This is a genomic window from Nonomuraea ferruginea (assembly GCF_039540635.1).
GTDB lineage: Bacteria > Actinomycetota > Actinomycetes > Streptosporangiales > Streptosporangiaceae > Nonomuraea > Nonomuraea ferruginea.
The window spans coordinates 76,345-97,695 of the sequence record NZ_BAABFD010000010.1 but is presented as its reverse complement, the minus strand read 5'-3'; the positions used below and the strand labels follow the sequence as shown (position 1 = coordinate 97,695).

Here is a 21,351-nt window from a genome sequence, read left to right as displayed (position 1 = left end):
GTCCGCGCGACCGTGGTCACCGCCCCCAGCAGAACCGGGGCCGGCCGGCCGATCGGACGGCCGGCCCCGCCCCCCAGCGATGGAGCGAAGACATGAGAATCAACAGGACCACGCAACTGCTCGCCGCGGCGGTGCTCGGCGTCGCGCTCGCGGGCGTCGGCGTGGCCGGTCCCGCGGTGGCGGACGACGACCCCGAGCAGGGCATCGACGTCACGGTGACGATCGAGCCCGGCACCACTCCGGGCCAGGTGTCCATGACCGTCGCCGACAACGGCGGCGTGTCCCTTCAGGAGGACGGCTCCAACGCCGCCGCCCGCCAGTTCGTCGGCACCCTGCCGACGGTCACGGTGAACGACACCCGCCGGCCCGAGGAGATCCCTGCCGGCGACTTCTGGGCGGTTGTCGGCCAGGCCGGCGAGTTCACCGCGACGAGCGGCTCCACGCCGCCCATCGGCTCGCAGTACCTGGGCTGGCGGCCGCGCCTGCTGACCGACTCCTCCTCCGGGGCGGTGGAGGCCGGTGAGCCCGTCTCCAGTGTCATCTCCGACGGCTCGGGAGCGCCGGCCGTCGGTCTGCAGGGCCAGGAACTGCTGGTGTCGACGGCGAACTCCGCCGACGAGATCGGCACCTGGCAGGTCAACGCCGACCTCACGCTGCGCACCCCCGCCGACGTCACCGCCGGCGAGTACCACTCGACCCTCACGCTTTCCCTGTTCAACCAGTCCTGAACGGCAACCGGTCCCGAACGTTCACCTGGTCCTGAACCGGAGGCAGGACGCCATCGTCCGCTCCGGCCGTCCGGGGCCCGCGCCCGCCCGGCGCGGGCCCCGGACGGCCACGACGAGACTGGAGACCTCTGTTGACCGCAAGCCGCCCGCGAGGCGTCCTCGCCCGCCTCGCCGTCCTCCCCGCTCTCGGCGTCGCGCTGCTGGCCGCCATGGTGGCGTTCGCCACCCCGTCCGGCGCCGACACCACCTGGTCGGTCGTGCCGGCCAACGCCGACGGTCCCGACGGCCGCAGCGTCATCGACCTCGAACTCGCCGGCGGCCGGCAGGTCGTCGAGCACGTGGCGGTCATCAACCGCTCCACCGAGCCGGTGGACTTCGCGATCGACGCCAACGACGGCTACCTGACCTCCAAGGGCTATTTCGACATGCGGCCCTCCGACGCCGAGCCCACCGACGGCGGTGCCTGGATCACGGTCCCCGAGAGGGTGACCATCGCCGCCGGGGCCACGTCCGTCGTTCCCGTGACGGTGTCGATCCCCCGGAACGCGACGCCGGGGGATCACCCCGCGGGCGTGACCGCGTCCCTGGAGACCGTCTCCGGCCAGGTACGGGTCCAGAACCGGGTGGGCGTCCGCCTGAACATCCGCGTCACCGGCGACTACGTGGCCAAGGTGGCCGTGACCGGCGTGCGGGCCGAGTACGCCGGCTCGTGGAACCCGTTCGCCGCAGGATCCGTCGAGGTGACCTACACCGTGGCCAACGAAGGCAACGTCCGGCTGGTCACGGACAACCACGTGCTGACGTCCACGCTCGCGGGGGAGAGCGGCTGGAACGACCCGTCCGCGGCCAGGGCCAGGGAGCTCATGCCGGGCGGCAGCCGCACGTTTGTCGCGCGGGTGCCCGGCGCGTGGCCGCTGGGACCCATCGGCGCGACCGTCATGGCGGTCCCCTCGCCCGCGGGCGAGCCGCTTCCCGGCGTCGCCGCCCAGCGGGCGGCGGTCGGCACCACGGTGTGGGCGCTGCCCTGGCCGCAGCTCGGCTCCCTCGCCCTCCTCGTCCTCGCCTTCTTCGCCATCCGGCTGAACGCCGCCAGGCGCCGCAGGCGCATCGAGAAGCTGATCATGCTCGCCCGCCAGGAATCGTCCCAGGAGGCGTGAGCGCCCTCGGCAACCGCTCCCAGGAGGTGGCCACCATCAACCGACCCAGGCGACCGGCCCCGGCCCGGCCCGCGACGCGGGGCCGCGTGCTCGCCCTCGCGTTCGCGTTCGCGCTCGGCGCGCTCGTCGCCGGCGGCGTGGTGTTCGGCGTGACCCGGCCGAGCTCGATCGAGCAGGCGGCCGACCGCCTCCGCGCCGAGTCCGCGCTGCGCGACCGGACACAGATCAGGACCCTGACGGAGCTGGCCCGCGGCACGCGGACCCGGCTCCTCCCCGTGCTCGACGGGCTCGCCCTGGCCCTGCCCGGCGACGGCCCCGCGGGACCTGTCGCGGTGACCGCCGCCGACGTCGAGAAGTGGCGGCAGGCCGCCGCCGCGGCCGTCCAGGGCTTCGCCGACCCGCCGTCCGGCGAGACCGCCACCAACGTGGCGCGGTCGAGTCTCGCCTCCGCCGTGCGGCAGTTCGCCACGACCGTCGACACCTACACGATGGCGCGGGACCTCACAGGACCGGCCCGCGCCGCCGCCCTCGACCTGGCCGCACGGCAACGCGCCGGCGCGCTCTTCACCTGGTCGATCGGGGCCACCGCCCTCGACGCCGTGAACATCGACGCCGGCTACGGCCACCAGCACGTGTTCCTGCCCACATCACCCGGCGAAGGGGCGCTCACCCCCGACACCGAACCCGAGGGGAGCCACCAACCGTGAAAAAGGCACCGGCATACGTCCTCACCGTCCTGCTGGCCGGGCTCGCGCTGGTGCTCGGCGCACCGGCAGCCGCGGCCCACGGCGGGCCGATCAAGCTGGAGGTGACAGGAGACGGCGCCGACAACGTCAACGTGCTGGTGACATACAAGAAGGACGGCCATCCCGTCACGGAGATCGTCGCGGCGACGCTGAAGGCGACCTCGGCCGACGGCCGGTCCTTCGGGCCGGTGCCGCTCAGGTCGGCGCCCGAGGGCCAGAACCTCTACCACTCCGCCGAGCCGCTGCCGAGCGGGGAGTGGCGGGTCACCGTGACCGCGACCGAACCGTCCAAGGCGAAGACGACGGTGCGGGTGAAGGCGGGCGTGGTCGCCGCCACGCCCGCTGTCGGGGCCCTTCCCGCACCGGACCAGACGAGCCAGGCGACGGCGCCCGCGCGGAACGGGGCCGCCGCGGCGACGACCGCGGGGGACGACGACGGCGCGACGGGAACTCCCCTCAAGATAGGCGTCATCGTCCTCGCGGCGCTGGCCGCCGTCGCGACCTGGATCGTCTTCGCCCGGCGCCACACCCGCGCGGGCGCTGGACACTGACGGACCGCGCGGGCCGGTCGCGGCCCGTGCGGTTCAGCCCGGGCAGGGCGGGGTGAACGAGACGTACCGGGGAGCGGGCACGCTCGCCCGATCACTTCGCCTGCTCGCGTCCGGCCAGGTCCGCTGAGGTGAAGCCCGCTCTGGTGACGCCGCCCGCCGCGTCGGCGCCGATCTTGGCCAGCTGTTGAAGGCGGGACGGACATGAAGTACGTGTCGGCGGTGGGGTCCCTCCTCGGCAGATCTTCCACCCGCTGGCGTGGGCAGCCGGCAGGGATCGGTCTCGTGGAGGGCGTGCTGGTGCCCGGTGGCCGCTCAGGAGGGCGGTAGACGAGGTGGGCGGGGTGAAGTAGCCGTGTTGGTAGTTGGAGCAGGACCACACCGCGCCAGGGCGTTGAGCTCGGCAGCCGAGATTCGAGCAGGTCAGCGGAGCAGTTCGATAACGGGCTCCGTGGCACGCATGCCGTCTCCCACCCCTCCCTGGAGAACCGTGACGTAGCTGAACCCGTAGCGCTCGCGGTTCTGCCGGAGCTTGTCGGCGATCTGCTCCGCCGTACCGACGAGAAAGGCGTGGACGTCGCCCAGTTCGTCGTGCGGGACGTCCGGCGCGAAGTGCTGGAGCTTGGACATCGCCGCCTGTCGCTCGTTCGTAACAATGATCGCCGGGATCTCGTTGTTCAGCTCCACTTGTGCCTGGCGGAAGTTGAGCGCAGCCCGTACGAAGGCGACGCGTTCGGCGATCATGGGCGCGCCGGCGAAGGCGGGTAATCCGACCTTGCCGTAGCGGCTGCTGGCGGCGCCCGTGATGGCGATGATGTCGGCGTGTTCGGCGGCGAGGCGCAGGACGCGGTCACCTCGCCCGCCGATGAGCAGCGGTGGGCAGGGACTGGGCAGCAGGCGGCGCAGCTCCTTCACCGTGTGTTCGAGGATGCCGGCGCGCTCGGCGCCGGTGGGGTAGGGCATGCCGAGCTCGGCGAGCCGCTCAGGGGTGGGCGACGGCCGTCCTGCGGCTATGCCGATCTCCAGCCGGCCTTCGCTCAGCTGATGGGCGGTGCTGAGGTCGCGGGCGAGCAGTGTGGGGTGGTAGTAGCCGGCGTCCAGCACGTAGGTGCCGAGACGCGGTCGCGTGGTGTGCTCGGCGGCCAGCATGAGTGCCGGGAACGGTGCGGGCCGGCCCAGGTGGTCGATGACCGAGATCGTGTCGAAGCCGACACTCTCGGCCGTGCGGCACTGTTCGATCCAGTCGCGGCGATCGGCGGCGGCGCTCAGCGCCACACCGAAGCGGAAGGGTTTCAGCGCCATCACGCCCGCTCCGCGGCAAGGCGCAGCAGCTCGTCGACGGACCACTGGTCGCTCGCGCGCTTGCCGTACTTGGCCGCCAGGACGACCCCGTCGGGGGCGATGAGGAAGTCGCGGGCAGGCCGAGCGCGGTCTCGCCGGACGAGGGCGCGGGGAGCCTCCGGCGCGGAGCCCGGCGGTTACCTTTCCCGACATCATGACAGCGTGTCGTCCGCTGGGCGCATACGTCGGCGGGCAAGCAGCGATCGCGCCCGCGAGCATGAGATGCGGTCCTGTCAGCGGAACGTGTTCCCATAACCCTTGAGAAGCCGTGAGGCTGCGAAAGTGACACGATCCCCGACATGTGATCCACCGCACACGCGGTGGCGAGCGCCTATCGGCTCCTGCCTGCGTCGCGTCGTAGCCGAGGGCCGACGAGCCGAGCCCGCTTTCTCGTTCAGGGCTTTGGAAGCGGCGCGGTCAAAGGCAGGGAAGGGTTGAATTCGGCCTCACGGCTTCCTGGGAGTCTTGCCCTGAAATTTTCAACATGTTTTCAGACTGAACGACGTGATACGTGCCAGCAAAACGGCATGGGAGCGCCGCCCGTCACCTCAGAGGAGCGAACCGCGCCTTGACGGGACCCGCATGCCTCGTATTTGCTCCGTCGCACCACCACCATCGGCAGGAACGGGCGCGGCAAAGCGATGTGAACGATGACGCGGTTCTTCCGCCGTGCCCTCCCATTACGCCAGTTCCGCACGGATGAGAGGACTGATTCAGCTCATGTTAACGCTAACTGACGCCCTGGCACCGTCCCTTCCGGCGGTGCCACAGGCAGGTGAGTGATGATACGGCGTAAATCCGTCCTCGCCGCTGTCATCGCGGCGGTGCTTCTCGCGGTGGCCACGGGTGGTACGGCGCTGGGCAGCAGCGAAACCACGTCCCGTGCGGCGAGCGCCGCCGCCACGACGCCAGGATGCGGCAAGACTCCGACACTCAGAAGTGGCACGCACACGATCCAGAGCGGCGGCCAGACTCGCTCCTTCATCCTGAGGATTCCCGACAACTACAACAACACCAATCCCTACCGGTTGATCTTCGGGTTCCATTGGCTGGGCGGCACCGCCAACGACGTCGACTCGGGCGGGAGCAGCGGATTCACCTGGTCTTACTACGGGCTCAGGCAACTGGCGAACAACACTGCGATCTTCGTCGCCCCCCAGGGACTGAACAACGGCTGGGCCAATTCCGGCGGGCAAGACCTGGCCTTCGTCGACGACATGATCAGGCTTATCGAAGCAGACCTGTGCGTCGACACCACGCAGCGGTTCGCCGGAGGCTTCAGCTACGGCGGCGGCATGAGCTACGCCCTGGCCTGCGCCCGGGCGACGGTCTTCCGCGCGGTCGCGGTCTACGCCGGCGCACAGCTCAGCGGATGCAGCGGCGGCACCCAGCCCATCGCCTACATCGGGCTCCACGGCCTCAGGGACAACGTGCTCAACATCTCGCAGGGCCGGTCGCTGCGCGACACGTTCGTCAGGAACAACGGGTGCACTCCCCAAAATCCGCCCGAGCCGGCACAGGGCAGCCTGACGCACGTCGTCACCGCCTACTCGGGATGCCGATCCGGATACCCGGTCGTGTGGGCGGCGTTCGACGGGGGGCACACCCCTGGTCCAGTGGACGGGTCCACCGCTGACGACGGCGCACGTACCTGGACCAAGGCAGTGGTGTGGAACTTCTTCAACCAGTTCCAGAGCACGAACGACACCACTCCGCCGACCACGCCAGGCACCCCGGTCGCGTCCAACGTGACCGCCACCAGCGCCACGCTGACCTGGACGGCATCCACCGACCAGGGCGGCTCCGGCCTGGCGGGTTACAACGTCTACCGGGAGCAGGGCGCCACCGACCCGCAGCTCGGCCAGTCCACCACCAACTCGATCACCCTGACCGGGCTGACCGCCGACACCGAATACCAGGTCTACGTACGAGCACGCGACGGCGCGGGCAACCTGTCGGGCAACTCCGCGACGGTCACCTTCACCACGACCTCCACCGGAGGCGACACCACGCCACCCACCGCCCCGGGCGGGCTGGCGGCCTCCGGCACCACCGCTAGCGGCACCAATCTGTCCTGGGCCGCTTCCACTGACAACGTGGGGGTCACCGGCTATGACATCCTGCGCGCACCCGGGGCCACTGGCGGCACCTTCGCCCAGGTCGGCACCTCGGCCACGACCTCGTACAGCGACACGGGCCTGACCCCGAGCACCACCTACCGTTACCAGGTCCGCGCGCGGGACGCCGCCGGCAACCTCTCGCCGGTGTCCGACACCGTCCAGGTCACCACCCGCGGCACCACCACCGAAACCTGCTCGGCGACGCCGACCGTGCAGACCCAGTGGGGCACCGGCTATGTGATCCAGCCGCTGACCATCACCAATACCAGTACCTCGACGACCACCAATTGGACGGTCACCTTCACGCTCCCGGCCGGCCACACGCTGACCGGCTCGTGGAACGCCACCGTCACCACCAGCGGGCAGACCGTCACGGCCAAGAACGTGAGCTACAACGGCACGCTGGCCCCCGGAGCCACCACCAGCTTCGGCTTCCAGGTCAGCCGCCCCAACGGCGACACGGCCCTGCCATCCGGATACACCTGCACCGGCGCGTGACCTCGCGACCGGATAACGGCCCAGCCCTCGGCGAACGTCTCAGTGAGGGCTGGGCCGCACCCGTTCTTCCTCACCGCTGCTGACAGCACTGGCGCGCTGGTGAGGGCGCGGTATCCGTGCCCGCATGTGAGAAGGCCACCCGCGGTGAAAGCGGACGGCCTTCTGGGAAGCAGGAGCCTCAGCTGTAGGAGTAGGACTGCGCGCCGCAGCCGGTGATGTAGGGCCCGGGGTAGACCTGCTGGGTGGAGCAGCCCCAGGTGGCGGTCAGGGTCGTGGCCGAGGAGGGAATGCTGATCGCCGGTCCGTTGGTCCAGCCGACCTGGTCATATTGGTGACCGCCGCTGCAGATGGCCGACACGCTCACCGAGGTGCTGCCGCCGGGCAGGCTGATCGTGAACGACCACGTGTGGTTCGCCGGGTTCGCGACCATCGAACTGAGGGGCATCGTCACGCCGTACGAAGGAGGCGCGGAGGCGACCGAGACGTACGAGGCGTACCAGTCGCGGGTGTCGCCGGAGTAGTTGACGTTGAGGCAGTCCACCGTGGCGTTGAGCGTCAGGGTTGAGGCGGCGGCGGGCTGCTGCATGGTCACGACCATCGCGGCGGTGGTGGCCAGCATCACGCCGGCCGTCAGTGCCCGGCGGATCAGGTTGCCAGCGATCATGGAGTCCCTTTCTTCGCGCCGTTGACTGTGGAGATTCGCCAGAGCCGCCGGCCTCGCCGTCCGCCAGGGGCGCCGCCCTGATCGGGGCGAGGCGGACGCGCACGTCGGTGAGGCCGGTCGGGTGTCGAGGGGAGGATCACACAATGGGTACGAACTGGACAGACCCATACAAGGGACCGCGCTCCGAAACAAGCGGTGAATCGCGATTTCCGTACGGCCCGTAAAAGGGCGGCGATATCGCCCCACGGATCACCAGGCTGGTCGCGGGCCATGTGACGCCATGCGATGTGGCGGTCGTACCCGCGTCATCACCGTCGTCCGCGCGGCGGTGTTCGTGAAACTTTCCACACGGGGACGCCTGGCGGCGAGCTGTCGAAGCTCGCGGTCCGGGAGCGCCCCAATGTTGATCTACGATGTAAAGGCATGGCCAAGGAGCGTTTGCTGATCATCACAAGGTAGTCACAATCCGTGCCCGAACTCCAACCCCCAGGCATCAGGACGCGACGTCCTGATGGACGAAGGGGTGAGGGAAATGACCAGCGGCCCAACCCGATACGCCGTCATCGACGTGGAGACCACGGGCCTGCGCCCGTCGTGGCACGACCGGATCGTCGAGGTCGGCGTCGTGCTGCTCGACCCGCGCGGACTCGTCACCGGCGAATGGAGCACCCTGGTCAACCCCGAACGCGACCTGGGACCGCAGCGCATCCGCGGCCTCACCGCCGCCGGCGTCCGCCACGCGCCGACCTTCAAGGAGATCGCCGGGAGTCTCGCCGGCGATCCTGCGGATCGAGCGTAGGCCCGAACCTTTGGTGCGCGGCCGCCGCACCTACCAGGAACTGGTCGAGTTGGGCTTCAGCGGGCTCGGCGGCTCGGTGCGCGCCTCGCTGAGGACGCGTCACCGAGGAGTGGACGCCGCTCTGGCGGCGGCCGGCGTGTTTCGTGACGCCGTCGTCGGATACGTTCACCCAGACCGATGGATCGCGCTGTGGCAGCGCCTGTACTGGTGACCCGCCCTGAATCCTTGGCGCGGTAGCTCTCCAGCGACATCGCCCTTAAGCGGAAGCGATCGCTGTAGCAGCAGACCGGCAAACGCTGTCACATGTCGTCGACATAACCGCCGATGCCGGTGCGCGCCCCGAGAGGTCTTCCGCCGGGCGAGTCTCCGGCTGATCATGATCGCGGCCACGGCAGCGCGATGAGAGCCTGATCCACAACGTCAATCGAAACCCCATGGGGGCACAACCGGTCGATTGCGCCCCCATGGCCGGATCCAATCAAGCCGCCTTCCGCCACCCTGTACAAAAGGCTCGTCGATCCAATGGAATCCGGTCCAGGCTTCCGCCTCCCTTTCCGCCCCTCTGAAGTGGTCGCAGACATCCACCGGCTACTACAAGGCCGGCCTTCGGGAATGGCGCCCTGCTCAAGCAGGCCGACTGGAACGGCACGGAGATCCCCTACACTGCGGCGGACATCACCCGCTACAAAGCGGGGGTCATGCGCGTCTGCGAGGAGGCCGGCCAGATCCGCACCGCCATGCACGCAATGCGTGAGGAGGGCAGTGCATTCCTGGAGGAGATCGCGGCCTTCCTCGACCGCGAGGCCCCGCTGCTCGACCGCGCCAACGAGGCCGACGGTCCGGTCGAGCTGGCTTGGCAGCCCAACACCCAGAAGCGGCGTGACTACGTCCGCACCACCAGCGCGCACAGCGCCCCGCTCATCGCCCGCGCCTTCACCAGCAACCACTCCGCGGATGCCCGACGTGGCTGACCGGGTCTATCTGCGGCACTCCACCGACAAGCAGACCGACGCGCGCCAGCGGCACGCTCTCGCCGGCCTGATGGCCGCAGGCGCCCCGGTCTACGAAGACCCCGCCACCTCCAGCCGGCAACTCTCCCTCGATCGCGCGGGCTTCACCACGCTGCTGCACGAGGCCGCCGTCGGCGACACCATCCGCATCGCCGACGCCGCCCGCCTGTTCCGCTCCGTCTCCGACATCCTCGCCCTGCGCCCGGTACTCATCCGCCGGAGCCTCCACCTGCGCGTCGAATCCGGACTGTTGCCCGGCATCGATCTGGCCAGCGACGACCCCGGCACCAAAATGATGGTCTCCGTCCTAGCAGCCGTGCTGGAGTTCCAGCGCGACATGATCGGCGAGAACACCCGCGAAGGCGTCGCCGCCGCCATTGCCATGCTCGTGGGCGCCCACCCTGGCCGGCGGACCGTGGTGAGCGGCACTCGTGGGACCAACCGCTTGCTGGGCTCGTGACTCAGCGGTAGAGGTCGGCGACGGCCGCCAGTACCTGCTGGCGGGCGGTGCTCGCGGAGGTAACGCCGGTGAGCACGTAGGCGGCGAGCCCTTCGGCCAGCGCCACCAGGGCCAGCGCCGTGACGTGTGGGTCGAGGGCGGCGGGGATGTGTCCGGCCTGCTGGTCGCAGGCGATGAAGTCGGCCATCTGGCGGTGGAAGTCGGCGTACAGGACGCGCAGCCGGGCCGCGATGGCCTCCTCGGCGAAGGCGAAGGCGTGGAAGGACTGCCGCACGCGCATGTGCGCCTCGGTGGCGGCGTCGTACGGGATGAGCTCGCCCAGCACCGTGGTGAGCACCAGGCGCGGCTCGGCGGCCTGCGGGTCGGCGCCGGTCTTGGCGCGGATGCGGGCGCTGGACAGCTCGTTGCCGCGCTCGAAGGCGGCTTCGACGAGTTGCCGCTTGGCCGGGAAGTAGTGCTGGACGCGGCCGGGTGAGATGCCCGCATGGGCGGCGACCTCGGTCAGTGAGACGGCGGCCAGGCCGCGGTCGGCGACGATGGCGAGCACCGCGTCGGCGATTTCGGCGCGTCGCTGCGCGTGGTGCGCTCCCGGTCCCCGGCCCATGGCCCCTCCCACAGTTTTCCGATGTGTCCGCATCGGATTATATGCTGACGTCACGGTAAAGCAATGTGATCGCATCGTCATATGAGGAGGAGGGCGGGTGCCGGTCGTGTTGGCGCTGCTGTGTGCCGCGCAGTTCATGGTGGTGCTGGACGTGTCGGTGGTGAACGTCGCGCTGCCGTCCATCCAGCACGCGCTCGGCTTCGACGCCCGGCACCTGGCGTGGGTGGGCAACGCCTACGCGCTGAGTTTCGGCGCTCTGCTGCTGCTCGGCGGGCGGCTGGCCGACCTGTACGGGCACCGGCGCGTCTTCGCCGCCGGCCTGACGGTGTTCACTGCCGCGAGCCTGGCCGGCGGGCTGGCCGACGCGCCGGGCGCGCTGATCACGGCCCGGGCCTGTCAGGGGGTGGGGGCGGCGGTGCTGGCCCCGGCCACGCTCACGATCTTGACCGCTGTCTTTCCCGAGGGGCCGCGCCGCACCCGCGCGATCGCGATCTGGACGGCGGTGAGCCTGGCCGGCGGCACGGCGGGCAACCTGATCGGCGGGGCGCTGACCGAATACCTGTCCTGGCGGGCGATTCTGCTGATCAACGTGCCGATCGGCCTGGTCTGCCTGACCGCCACCCGCCGGCTGGCCGCCACCCCCGACATGCGCGGCGGGCGGCGGCTGGACGTGCTCGGCGCGGTGCTGGCCACCGCCGCGCTGGCCGGGCTAGCCTACGGCCTGTCGGACGCGCCCGCCGTAGCGTTCGCCGGGGCCGTCCTGCTGGCAGTGTTCGTGCTGGTCGAGGTGCGTGTGGCGCGGGCGCCGCTGATCCCGCCCCGCCTGGTGCGGGCGCGGCCGATCTGGCTGGGCAACATCGCGATGCTGCTGGCCGGGGCGTGCCTGAACCCGATGTGGTACTTCCTGACCCTGTCCCTGCAGCACGTCCTGGGCTACGGGCCGCTGCAGACCGGGCTGGCGTTCCTGCCGCACACCCTGCTGACCATGCTGGTGGGCCTGCGCCTGACGCCATGGCTGATGCGCCGCGCCGACGATCGCGTGCTCATCGTCGCCGGGGCGCTGATCGGCGCAGCCGGCTTCTGGTGGCAGAGCCGCATCGCCCCTGGCCAGGACTACCTGACGGCCATCGCCGGCCCGGCCGTGCTGATCTCGCTCGGCGGCGGCCTACTGAACACGCCGCTGACTGTCACGGTCACCTCGGGCGTCGCCGCAGCCGACGCGGGGGCGGCCTCCGGGCTGATGAACACCGCCAAGCAGATCGGCGGCGCGCTCGGCCTGGCCGCCCTGGTCGCGCTAACGGCGGGGCAGGACGGCGAACGTGCCGGCCCGGCCCGGGCGCCGGAGCTGGCGACTGGCTACGGGCAGGCCTTCGCCACCATCGCCGTGGTGCTGGCCGCCGTCGCCCTCCTGGCGGCCGCGCTGCCGCGACGGCGCGACGCCAGCCAGGTGCCACCCCGACAAAGCGGGGGACTGGCGACCTGAGCGCTGATCGAGCCGTCCCCTCTGCCGACCAGCGTGGTTGAGCAGCGACGATGACTCCCAGGCGAAGATCGCTTCCCGAGATGCATGTGGTCGAGCGCTCAGGGGTTCAGCGTGCTCCGTCGGACATGGGGGACCGTTGTGTACGGGTGTGGTTGTTCCAGCCACTCGCTGGTCAGCCTTGCTCCTGCGGTCCGGCCGATGACCGCGAGCATGGCGGCTTGCCGGCCGTAGTCCTCGTCGCGTTCCTCGAAGTCGACGGTCCGTTTGGCCTTGACCCGAGGTCAAGGCGGATGCTGACCGCATGACGCATTCACACGTTTCCTCATGGGCCGGCATGGTGCCCGTCGACGACACGGCCCTGGCGGTCACCGATACCCCCGGCCCCGGTCAAGCCGTCGTGTATCTCAACGGCTCCTATGCGAGCCAGCGCTCCTGGCGGCGGGTGATCGCCGAACTCGGCCCCCGGTGGCGACACCTCACCTACGACGAGCGCGCCCGCGGCAAGTCGAAGCGGTCGGCCGACTACTCCTTCGAGGGCTGTCTGCGCGACGTCGACGCGGTCCTCAAGGCGACCGGGGTGGAGCGGCCGCTGCTGGTCGGCTGGTCCTATGGTGCGGCGCTGGCGGTGCACTGGGCCGATCGCAACCCCGACCGGATCGCCGGGGCTGGTCTCGGTCGACGGCGCGGTCCCCTGGGGGCTGACCGGTGAGGAGAACCGGGAGCGGATCCGGCGCGCGTTTCGCAGGATGCGGCTGGGGCTGCCGCTCGCGCGCCCCTTCGGCCTGGCCGCCTCGATGAGTGCCGCTCAGCACGCGCAGGTCAACATCGAGATCAACGAGGTGTGCGCCGCCCTCGAACCCGTTTTGGACCGGCTGTCCTGCCCGGTGCGCTATATCCTGGCTTCCGGAGCCAACCTCGGCGGCGGTGCGGAGGAGATGGAGGAGATGCGCGCCTCTCTCGATCCGGTGGTCCGCCGCAACCCCAACCTGCGGGTCAGCACCAAAGTCGAGAGCAACCACACCCAGATCCTGCGCAAGGACTTCCGAGCGATCGCCGCCGCGGTGCGGGAGACCGCCGCCGCGCAGGCGCGAAAGGATCACTGAGCCCATGGCCGCAGGGGTGACCATCGGCCAGGCGGCCGCGTTCGCCGGCATCACGATCAAAACTGCGGCACTACCACAAGCTCGGACTGGTGGAGGAGCCCGCGCGCGACAGCTCGGGGTACCGACGCTACGGCTCGGCCGAGCTGTTGAGACTGGTGCAGGTCAAAACGCTCGCCGGCGCCGGGGTGCCGCTGGCCGACATCGGCCCGCTGCTGGACTGCGACGCCGCGCCGTTCGCCGCGGCGCTCGCCGACGTCGAGCAGCGCCTCACCGCCCGGATCGCCGCGTTGGCCGCACAGAGGGACATGCTCAACCGGCTCACCAGCGGCGACTGGACCTTGCTGCCCGACCGCGCCGTGGCGATGCTGGAGGCAATGCCGACCCTCGGCTTCACCCCCGAGGACGTACGCACCGCCCGGGAATCCTTCGTCCTGGCCAAGGCCCTGGTCCCCGAAAGCTTCGAGGACTACCTCGCCGACATCGAACACGCGCTGGGCAACCCCCGCTTCGTGGAGCTGACCAAGCGCAGCGCCGAAGTCATCGGCTGGGCACCGGATGATCCCCGCGTTGAGGAACTGGCCACCGGCATGGCCGAGCACTACCTCGCCCACCCCGACCACCTCAGGATCGTGACCGGTCTGCAAGCCCATACCGAGACCGCGACCCGCTACCGGTTGATCGCCCACCACGGCGAAGAACGCGACTCCGCCGCGGCCCGCCTGGCCTCGCTCGTTGAAGCGAGGCTCCGCGCCGGCGGTATCGACATCCCCCGACCGGATCGAGGCTGAGACCGACAGGAACTGTCGCAGAGAGCCCGTTCCCCGGCCGCCGCAGCCCGGGGAACGGGCTGAGGAGAGGATCGGTCCAGTCAAAGGGGCGGACTCACCAGACTTGGACCCGAGACACAGGCGACGTAGCACCAAAATCCAGTCTGCCCCTCCCCGGAGGCCTCCCGGTCAAGGATGAGGACGCCGGCCGGCTGTCCCCGCTCGGTCACGCCCATCTCGACGTCCTGGGCCGCTACTCCATCTCCTCCTCCGCACCGGCCGAAGGCCTGCGGCAGTTCGGCGAGATCCCTGACCTTCCCGACGGCGGGGGTGGCCGGGGAGGGGGTGCAGAACCCAGGCTTGAGGTGGGGCATGGGGCCGTCCCGATGCCCCGGTGTTCACGGCCGCGGCGCCCGGCCTGCGGCCGGGCCGGCGATCAGCGAATCTCCCACCAGGTCAGGTTGGCGGCCGCCTGGGACGTCGGCTCGATGATCTCCCATGCCTCGGTGATCAGACCGTCGTCGAGCCGCCAGATGTCGACGACCGTGATCTCCGGCCCGTCAGCGGGCAGCTGACGCCTGGAATGCATCACGACATGATCGCCGTCGGCCAGCACGTGCTGGATCTCGATCTGCATGCCGGCGAGCGGGACGAGCGCGGCGCCCACGGCGGCCAGCCATTCCGACTTCGTCTTGGAGGTCGCGTCCGGGCGGTGATGGAGGAAGTCGTCGCTCAGCAACGGCGCGAGCGCGTCGACGTCGCCGGTCGCGACCAGTGCGGTCAGCGCCTGCTGGACGATGCTCTTGTTGCCGTGGGTCATGTTCTGCGTAGTCACGGGCCGCAATGTTTCCGACGTCCGGGACATTTGTCGATGAAATGCCATTTCATGGCATTCGGGTGCTCGATGAGTAGCATCGTCGTCCATGCACACCGTGGGGGAACTGCTGCGGCAGTGGCGGCATCGCCGGCGCCTCAGCCAGCTGGATCTCGCGATCGCCGCTGAGGTGTCGGCTCGTCACGTCAGCCTGGTGGAGACCGGCAAGTCCCGCCCGAGCGCCGAGATGATCCTGCGACTGGCCGAGCAGCTCGACGTGCCGTTGCGAGAGCGTAACCGGCTGCTGCTGGCTGCCGGCTTCGCGCCCCGCTATGCCGAACGGCCGCTCGATCAGGAGTCGTTGTCGGCGGCCTGGGACGCGATCGAACGGGTGCTGCGCGCGCATGAGCCGTATCCGGCGCTGGCCATCGATCGCCGGTGGGACATCGTGATGAGCAATCGCGCCATCGACCCGTTCCTCGCCGCCGTCGCCCCCGACCTGCTGGTACCGCCGATCAACATGGTGCGGCTGGGGCTGGACCCGCGCGGGCTCGCGCCGCACATCGTCAACCTGGCTCAGGTGCGTACGCTGCTGCGCATCCGGATCGCACGGCAGCTCGCCACAGCTCCCGACCCTGGACTCACCGCGCTCTACGAGGATTACCTTGCCCCCCATTCGGTGGACGCGAGTCAACCGGTCGAGTCGGAGGTCGCCATCCCGATGATCTTCAGCTTCGGCGGGCGCGAACTGCGGCTGTTCTCGACGACGACCACGTTCGGCACTCCGATGGACATCACCCTGGACGAGGTCGCGATCGAGTCGTACTACCCGACGGACGCCGACAGCGCCGCCTACTTCACCGCACTCGACGCCGGCAGGCAGTCACCTGCCCTCTGACCAGGAAGACGGCGGCTGGAGTGAACGGAGCGCTGTTGGCCGGTGGGACGGTCGTGGCGGTACGCGCCAGGAGGAGACGCGACACGTGAGAACCGCCGGCGCGACGTCGGCCAGGAGCAATAGTCAAGACCTGTGGATCATGAGTTCCTAGGCGGCTGTGGGGACGGGTGATTCCGTCGGGCGTTCGACGAGCTTGCCGTCGATGAAGGTGGCCCCGGCGCGAACCAGGGCGACCAGGTGGGCGCCGTTGACCGCACGCCAGCGCCGCTGGGCGGACTCGATCAGCTTGAAGGCCATGGCCAGGCCGGCTGCGCGGGAGCCGGGGCCCTTGGTGACCTTGGTGCGGTGCCGGACGGTGGCGAACGTCGACTCGATCGGGTTGGTCGTGCGCAGATGCCGCCAGTGCTCGGCCGGGTAGTCGTAGAAGGCCAGCAGCTCCTCGACGTCGCCGGTGATCTTGGCGACGGCCTTGGGGAACTTGGCGCCGTAAGCGGCCTCGAAGGCGGTGACCGCGGCCAGCGCGTGGTCCTTGCTCTCGGCGTTCCAAATCTCGGCCAGGGCCTTCTTCGCGCCCGGGTGGGCCGACTTCGGGAGCGCCCCGGGTACGTTGGCGATCTTGTTAAACCAGCACACTTTGTGCCCTGGCCTGCGGGAACACCTCGGCCAGCGCCGACCAGAAGCCGAGCGCGCCGTCGCCGATGGCGAGCACCGGGGCACGCATGCCGCGCCGGGCGCAGTCCCGCAGCAGGTCGGCCCAGGATTCTGCCGATTCGCGGTAGCCGTCGGTCAGCGCGACAAGCTCCTTGCGACCATCAGCCCGCACCCCGATCAGCACCAGCAGGCAGAGTTTGTGCTCCTCCAGCCGGATGTTGACGTGGAGGCAGCCGCTGCAGGCGATGACCTTCGGTGAGTACTGGCAGCACTGGAAGGAGCGGCGGGAGCGCCTGAAAGACATCCGTGAGAGCACGCTGCTCGGCTACGTCTCCCACTATGAGACGCATATCCGGGGAGTGCTCGAGAACGTGCGGATGGACAAGGTGTTCGTGCCGACCGTCGAGCGGGTGTTCAACCGGATTGATGAGAAGAACGCTGCGCTGCTGGCCGCTCGCAAGTCCGACGATCCAGCGGTCCGCGCTTCGGTGCGAGGCAAGCGGATCACCGGGCCGGTGACCAAGCAGCGGGTGCGCGCGACGATTCGGACGGTGCTCGCGTCGGCTGAGCGAGAACACGTCGTCTCCTTCAACGCCGCGGCGCTGGTGAAACTGGACCCAGGCAAGAAGGCGAAAGGGGTGGTATGGACAGGCGCCCGAGTGCAGGCGTTCAACGCGGCCTACCAGGAGCTGCTGGCAGCCGAGCGCGCGGCGAAGCTCCAGCCGAAGAAGCGGCGGGAGAGATTCAAGATCTGGCTGGCAACGCAGCGCCCTTCACCGGTGATGGTGTGGACGCCCGCTCAGCTGGGTGCATTTCTCGACCACGCTGCCACCGACCGGTTGTACGCGCTCTACCACCTGATCGCCTTCCGAGGCCTGCGCCGAGGTGAGGCGTGCGGCGCCCGATGGGTTGACTGCGACCTGGACGAGGGCACCCTGGCGGTGTCCACGCAACTGACGAACGTCGGCAGGAAGGTGCAGGAGGGGATACCGAAAACGGAGTCGTCCGATGCGATCATCGCACTCGACCGGGGCACGCTGGAGGTGCTGCGCGAGCACCGCGAACGCCAGCTCCAGGAGAGGGCGGCGTTCGGGGCGTCCTGGATCGACGCAGGAAGGATGTTCACCTGGGAAGACGGCTCGGAGCTGAAGCCGGATTGGGTCAGCGACCATTTCGAGCGGCTGGTGTTCGCGGCGGGGGTGCCCCCCATCCGGCTGCACGACCTGCGGCACGGAGCGGCCACGCTGTCGCTGGCGGCAGGGAACGACATGAAGACGACGTCGTCGATGCTGCGCCACTCCAGTCAGTCGATCACTTCCGATATCTACACATCAGTGCTTCCGGAAATAGCGCACGCCGCCGCGGAGGCTAGCGCGGCTCTGGTGCCACGCAGAGCGGTTGCGGAGGAGGTGTCCAGGACTACCGGTCCCCCACGAGGGAAGCAAGATGATCTCGCGCCTGGGTTGGCCCTTTGTTGTCGTTCCTCGGTCGGCGGATCCCGCCAATCACCATCAATGGAGACCGGCACGAACCCGGGACCACCCTCGCACGCGAGGCCGATAGTGGCAGGAACTCGCCGACCGGGTCGCGGAGCGAACCATCCCCGCATGCGTCGGGATCGTCCGCCGTAGCGGACCCATCCCAGCAACGTGATGCGTACCGTCGACGGCCCGTCTCCGGCTCCGGCCGCGCGGCGGCGCTCGTCGCCGAGTTCGGCGGCGAGGCGCTGACCAGCAACGCCGAGCTGTTCAGACGCTCCGACGTGCTGAGGTCGGCGAGCAGCCCGCCGTCGGCGTCGTTGCCGCGCATCTCGATGCGCAGCCGATCACCGTCGACGGTCAGGGTCAGCTGGGCGGACGCACCGGCGGATCCGTCCGGACCCGGCATGGTCATGTCCTTCTCGCCGTCGCCAGCAGGGGCTTTCACGGTACGGATGGGGGCCGACAGTTCTCGCCTTGGTTCACAGCAGGGTCGGCTCGGTGATGGTGCGCTCGACGGTGTCGGCGTTGTCGCGGGGTGGCCCGTCCGGCTGGTGATGCTGGCTGCAGGGGCGCGTCCGTACCTGCAGGCGTTGATGGTGCTGGCCCGGAGGCGGTCGAGGTAAGGGGTGACGTCGCTGGAGGTCGTGCCCGCCGAAGATGACCTATCCATGGACGAGTTGAGCGAGATAGAAGCGAAGACGGCCTGGATCGGTTTCAATCACGTCCAGAATGTCTTTGGCGGCATCGGATTCGCCGTGCAGTAGCTCTCTGTACAGTACCCACAGCCCTTCGCGTGCCTTTTTCTGACATTCATCACCCAAGTCCGGATGAGCCTCGGCCTCTTCCGGGTGCGATGTGCCCGTCACCAGTTGATACAGCAGCTCCAGAGCGCCGATCCTGGCCGGTCTGGATAGCTCGCCCAGAAGGGCTGCGATGAGAACCGACACGAGGGGAGGGGCTGAGCTGTAAAGCTGTCCTTGCACCACCGCGCGATTCTCCAGCTGCCAGTAATGACGTTCGACCTCGTCGGCGTCCGACGACGAGAGCATGGCTTCGACCGTCTGGGGAATCTCTACCGCGGTCCCACCGCACACCGTGAGAGCAGGCCAGTCATGCCGCTCCACTTCTACGTTGTACAGAAGTCGATCTGTCATCGTGTCCACCTGCCTCCCGGGTCATAGGTGTTGTCCTTGGGGAATTGGTTCCTGGAGTACTTGTCCTGACATCTTACACAGGTGGGAATCCGGGTCCATTCCAGCTCGCCGGTCACCTTGTTTCTGCGCCAACCGTAGGCATTGGTGAAATCGGTTGCGCCTTGCCTGGCCACATCATCCTCGGCGCAGCCCGTGGGGTTCTTTGAACATCCGGCGTAGATGTTTCCCTTCTTGTCTCTGCCGCCGATATAAGTGGCATGATTCCTTCGGCGCTCATTCCCCTAGGCGTCACGAGCTTGTTGTGCGGCCTCCTTCGTTCCTGCGCGCGATGCGGCTTTTGCGCCTGTTTTGACGATGGCTCCTATCACCGTCTTGGCGACGCCGGCGACTCCCGTGGTGACACCGACAATCGGGCTCTTCGAATTTAGGCGGGGTTGAGGTGTCCGCGTCCGCGTCGGGTGGTGGCGCAGCGGGTGCGTAATCGCTGGTTTTCGGGGTTACGGAAGCCGTAGGCGTCGCGGGCGGTGGTCTTGATGACGCGGTTGGTGCCCTCGGAGCCGGCGTTGGTGATGCCAGTGCGGAGGAAGGCCAGGATCTCGGGCCACCAGGTCTCGATCGTGGTGGCCAGGCGTTCGAGTTCGGGCAGTCCAGAGGCGGCGCAGCGATCGTAGAAGCGGAACAAACGATCGGCGATCACCGTGCGGTCGGGGCGCGTGCGGGCCAGGGCGAGCAGGTCCAGCAGGTCTTCCTTGGCGTTCCAGGCGGCCAGGATCGGCGCGCCGAGCCGCTGGGGCAGGGCCTGCAGGTCATCGACCATCGGATCCAGCTGGGCGCCGTGCATCCGGGCCGCCGAGCGGGTCAGCCGGTTGCGCAGCTCCCACTCCCGGTTGCCCTTGCGGCCACGCCGGCCACGCACCTGCACGGTCAGGCGGCGGCGGACTTCGGTCAGGGCCTGGTTGGCCAGCTGCACCACATGGAAGTGATCGACCACCAGTGTGGCGTGCGGCAGCGCGGAACGGATCGCGGACTTGAAGATGGTGCACATGTCGATCGCGACGAAGCCCACCCGCTCGCGCCAGGATGTTCCCCGCTGCAGGAGCCAGCCGGTCACCGCGGCGATGGTACGGCCCTCGACCTGACCCAGCAGCCCCTGATCGCCGGACAGGTCCACGAACCCGGTGTGCCAGCGATCCACCGCCGTGGTCCAGGTGCCGGTGGCCTCCTCCAGCACCCAGCGAGGACGTCCCCGGCGAACCTCGTCGATGCCCAGCACCGCGACCGGTGCGGGCTGGGCGGGCAACACCCGCCGGGCATGCTCGGTGAACGCCGCCGACACCACCGGCCACGACAGGCCGTGATCGCGCGCCGACTGGATCACCGTCCGCCCGCCATCGCCGACGGCGGCACCGGCGGCCTGGCGTAATCGCAGCGTCAACCGCGACCGTGCAGGGATTTGCGGCACCTGCTCGGTGAACGTCTGACGCGGACAGGAGGCCTGGTCACAGCACCAGCGCCGCTTACGCCACCGCAACGCGCACCGCGGCCCGCCACGGGCAGGTCCCGCGGCCGGGTGGTCACCCATCCCTTCACCCGCACCGCACCCACCCCGCACTCCGGGCAGCACCTGGCCCGCTCATCGGTGGTGGCCAGGTGCACCACCGGCCCGTCTTCTATCCCGTTACCTGCGGCGACGACTTTCGTGACGGCCACACCGTCCAGATCGAGCAACCGCGTCGTATCGTTGACCATGCTCGTGGCTTCTCTGACGTGATCTGCTTGCTTCGACAACAAGAAGAATCACCGAGAGCCACGAGCCCTTTCAAGCTCCCCGCGCCACGTGAGACCTCAAACCCCGCTCAACTTCGAAGAGCCGACAATCGTCGCTGCGTCGTCGTTCTCTTGAACGGTCCCTTTTCCGCAGTGAACAGGATCCCGCTTGCAAAGCGTCGCCTTGTCGGTACGTTGCTGCCGCCGACGGAATTCTTCCTCGCCGTCCTTCTTGTCGCTGACTGCGCGTCCCGCGCTTGCTCGCGTATTTGGCAAGGGCCGAGACTACCCAAGGCGACGGCCCGTTCTGGAGGGCGAGCGGAGATCGGGTCAGTGCATGCGCTGCTGCTCGCTGTCAGGGAGCGCGAACCGGGCGCGGCACAGCGCGGTGTCGCGCAGATCCGACAGGCGCGGCACCAACGTGAGCGCCAGTTCCTCCACCGGGTGGAGCAACCCCCCGACGACCTCGGCGGTCCAGACGCGGGCGCCGGTCGGCCAGGCCAGGTTCAGGCCGATCTCTCCCTTCGGGATCACCCCGTTGAACGGCGCAGGGATGCC

22 protein-coding genes and 1 pseudogene are annotated in these 21,351 nt (G+C 69.3%); 14 read left to right on the top strand and 9 right to left on the bottom strand.

All coding sequences use genetic code 11. From position 1 onward, the window contains the following. The first annotated feature begins 92 nt into the window (after positions 1–92). The 4 genes from ABD999_RS19985 (at position 93) to ABD999_RS19970 (ending at position 3,182) form a co-directional block, all read left to right on the top strand. Complete coding sequence (locus tag ABD999_RS19985; protein WP_345482824.1) at positions 93–728, top strand: hypothetical protein; 636 nt, start codon at positions 93–95, stop codon at positions 726–728. 131 nt (positions 729–859) lie between these two features. Beyond that, positions 860–1,885 carry a COG1470 family protein gene (locus tag ABD999_RS19980; protein ID WP_345482823.1) on the top strand — a complete coding sequence of 342 codons (1,026 nt, stop codon included), beginning with the start codon at positions 860–862 and terminating at the stop codon, positions 1,883–1,885. Continuing rightward, a complete protein-coding gene (locus tag ABD999_RS19975; protein WP_271277455.1) occupies positions 1,882–2,592 on the top strand; it encodes a hypothetical protein in 711 nt (236 codons plus the stop codon). Before ABD999_RS19980 ends, ABD999_RS19975 begins: the two co-directional genes overlap by 4 nt. Continuing rightward, complete coding sequence (locus ABD999_RS19970; protein ID WP_271277456.1) at positions 2,589–3,182, top strand: hypothetical protein; 594 nt, start codon at positions 2,589–2,591, stop codon at positions 3,180–3,182. Before ABD999_RS19975 ends, ABD999_RS19970 begins: the two co-directional genes overlap by 4 nt. A 420-nt stretch (positions 3,183–3,602) precedes the next feature. Here the strand turns inward: ABD999_RS19970 and ABD999_RS19965 are convergent, their stop codons facing one another. Beyond that, positions 3,603–4,481: a TIGR03621 family F420-dependent LLM class oxidoreductase gene (locus tag ABD999_RS19965; RefSeq protein ID WP_271277457.1), complete on the bottom strand. Its 879-nt coding sequence runs from the start codon at positions 4,479–4,481 to the stop codon at positions 3,603–3,605. An 821-nt stretch (positions 4,482–5,302) separates the two neighbouring features. Between ABD999_RS19965 and ABD999_RS19960 the strand changes: the two genes are divergently transcribed. Beyond that, positions 5,303–7,138 (top strand): cellulose binding domain-containing protein, encoded by a 1,836-nt coding sequence (locus ABD999_RS19960; protein WP_271277458.1) that lies wholly within the window; start codon positions 5,303–5,305, stop codon positions 7,136–7,138. A gap of 178 nt (positions 7,139–7,316) precedes the next feature. On the opposite strand, the gene ABD999_RS19955 is transcribed toward ABD999_RS19960, so the two are convergent. Further along, a complete protein-coding gene (locus ABD999_RS19955) occupies positions 7,317–7,802 on the bottom strand; it encodes a hypothetical protein (protein WP_271277459.1) in 486 nt (161 codons plus the stop codon). A gap of 532 nt (positions 7,803–8,334) precedes the next feature. Between ABD999_RS19955 and ABD999_RS19950 the strand changes: the two genes are divergently transcribed. The 3 genes from ABD999_RS19950 (at position 8,335) to ABD999_RS19940 (ending at position 10,071) form a co-directional block, all read left to right on the top strand. Continuing rightward, complete coding sequence (locus ABD999_RS19950) at positions 8,335–8,601, top strand: exonuclease domain-containing protein (RefSeq protein ID WP_271277460.1); 267 nt, start codon at positions 8,335–8,337, stop codon at positions 8,599–8,601. Between the two features lie 698 nt (positions 8,602–9,299). Further along, complete coding sequence (locus ABD999_RS19945; protein WP_271277462.1) at positions 9,300–9,572, top strand: hypothetical protein; 273 nt, start codon at positions 9,300–9,302, stop codon at positions 9,570–9,572. Beyond that, positions 9,556–10,071, top strand: a complete 516-nt coding sequence (locus ABD999_RS19940) for a recombinase family protein (RefSeq protein ID WP_271277463.1) — start codon at positions 9,556–9,558, stop codon at positions 10,069–10,071. Before ABD999_RS19945 ends, ABD999_RS19940 begins: the two co-directional genes overlap by 17 nt. A gap of 1 nt (position 10,072) precedes the next feature. On the opposite strand, the gene ABD999_RS19935 is transcribed toward ABD999_RS19940, so the two are convergent. After that, positions 10,073–10,675: a TetR/AcrR family transcriptional regulator gene (locus ABD999_RS19935; protein WP_271277464.1), complete on the bottom strand. Its 603-nt coding sequence runs from the start codon at positions 10,673–10,675 to the stop codon at positions 10,073–10,075. A gap of 97 nt (positions 10,676–10,772) precedes the next feature. On the opposite strand from ABD999_RS19935, the gene ABD999_RS19930 reads away from it, so the two are divergent. From ABD999_RS19930 to ABD999_RS19915, 4 genes are all read left to right on the top strand, one after another. Next, complete coding sequence (locus ABD999_RS19930; RefSeq protein WP_271277465.1) at positions 10,773–12,158, top strand: MFS transporter; 1,386 nt, start codon at positions 10,773–10,775, stop codon at positions 12,156–12,158. Positions 12,159–12,459: 301 nt separating this feature from the next. Further along, positions 12,460–12,867 (top strand): alpha/beta fold hydrolase, encoded by a 408-nt coding sequence (locus ABD999_RS19925; RefSeq protein WP_271277466.1) that lies wholly within the window; start codon positions 12,460–12,462, stop codon positions 12,865–12,867. A 37-nt stretch (positions 12,868–12,904) separates the two neighbouring features. Further along, a complete protein-coding gene (locus ABD999_RS19920) occupies positions 12,905–13,261 on the top strand; it encodes a hypothetical protein (RefSeq protein ID WP_271277467.1) in 357 nt (118 codons plus the stop codon). A 62-nt stretch (positions 13,262–13,323) separates the two neighbouring features. Next, on the top strand, positions 13,324–14,049 hold the full coding sequence (locus tag ABD999_RS19915) for a helix-turn-helix domain-containing protein (RefSeq protein ID WP_378525283.1): 726 nt from the start codon (positions 13,324–13,326) through the stop codon (positions 14,047–14,049). Between the two features lie 415 nt (positions 14,050–14,464). Here ABD999_RS19915 and ABD999_RS19910 read toward each other — a convergent pair whose 3' ends face one another. Further along, positions 14,465–14,863 carry a nuclear transport factor 2 family protein gene (locus ABD999_RS19910; RefSeq protein WP_271277468.1) on the bottom strand — a complete coding sequence of 133 codons (399 nt, stop codon included), beginning with the start codon at positions 14,861–14,863 and terminating at the stop codon, positions 14,465–14,467. An 88-nt stretch (positions 14,864–14,951) separates the two neighbouring features. Between ABD999_RS19910 and ABD999_RS19905 the strand changes: the two genes are divergently transcribed. Continuing rightward, positions 14,952–15,740, top strand: coding sequence for a helix-turn-helix domain-containing protein (locus ABD999_RS19905; RefSeq protein WP_271277469.1), 789 nt, complete (start codon positions 14,952–14,954; stop codon positions 15,738–15,740). A gap of 147 nt (positions 15,741–15,887) precedes the next feature. Here ABD999_RS19905 and ABD999_RS19900 read toward each other — a convergent pair. Then, positions 15,888–16,620 (bottom strand): annotated as a pseudogene (locus ABD999_RS19900) (IS256 family transposase); the annotation flags it as partial. A 16-nt stretch (positions 16,621–16,636) separates the two neighbouring features. Here ABD999_RS19900 and ABD999_RS19895 point away from each other — a divergent pair. Further along, positions 16,637–18,022, top strand: a complete 1,386-nt coding sequence (locus ABD999_RS19895) for a site-specific integrase (protein WP_271277470.1) — start codon at positions 16,637–16,639, stop codon at positions 18,020–18,022. Positions 18,023–18,534: 512 nt separating this feature from the next. Here the strand turns inward: ABD999_RS19895 and ABD999_RS19890 are convergent. The 4 genes from ABD999_RS19890 to ABD999_RS19880 form a co-directional block, all read right to left on the bottom strand. Next, positions 18,535–19,026, bottom strand: a complete 492-nt coding sequence (locus tag ABD999_RS19890) for a hypothetical protein (protein WP_271277471.1) — start codon at positions 19,024–19,026, stop codon at positions 18,535–18,537. 424 nt (positions 19,027–19,450) lie between these two features. Next, positions 19,451–20,557: an ISL3 family transposase gene (locus ABD999_RS19885; protein WP_378525278.1), complete on the bottom strand. Its 1,107-nt coding sequence runs from the start codon at positions 20,555–20,557 to the stop codon at positions 19,451–19,453. Continuing rightward, entirely contained in the window at positions 20,458–20,775 is a 318-nt protein-coding gene (locus ABD999_RS44090) for a transposase family protein (protein WP_378525277.1), read from the bottom strand. The genes ABD999_RS19885 and ABD999_RS44090 overlap by 100 nt, the downstream gene beginning before the upstream one ends. A 348-nt stretch (positions 20,776–21,123) precedes the next feature. Beyond that, complete coding sequence (locus ABD999_RS19880) at positions 21,124–21,327, bottom strand: hypothetical protein (RefSeq protein ID WP_271277473.1); 204 nt, start codon at positions 21,325–21,327, stop codon at positions 21,124–21,126. Positions 21,328–21,351 lie beyond the last annotated feature (24 nt).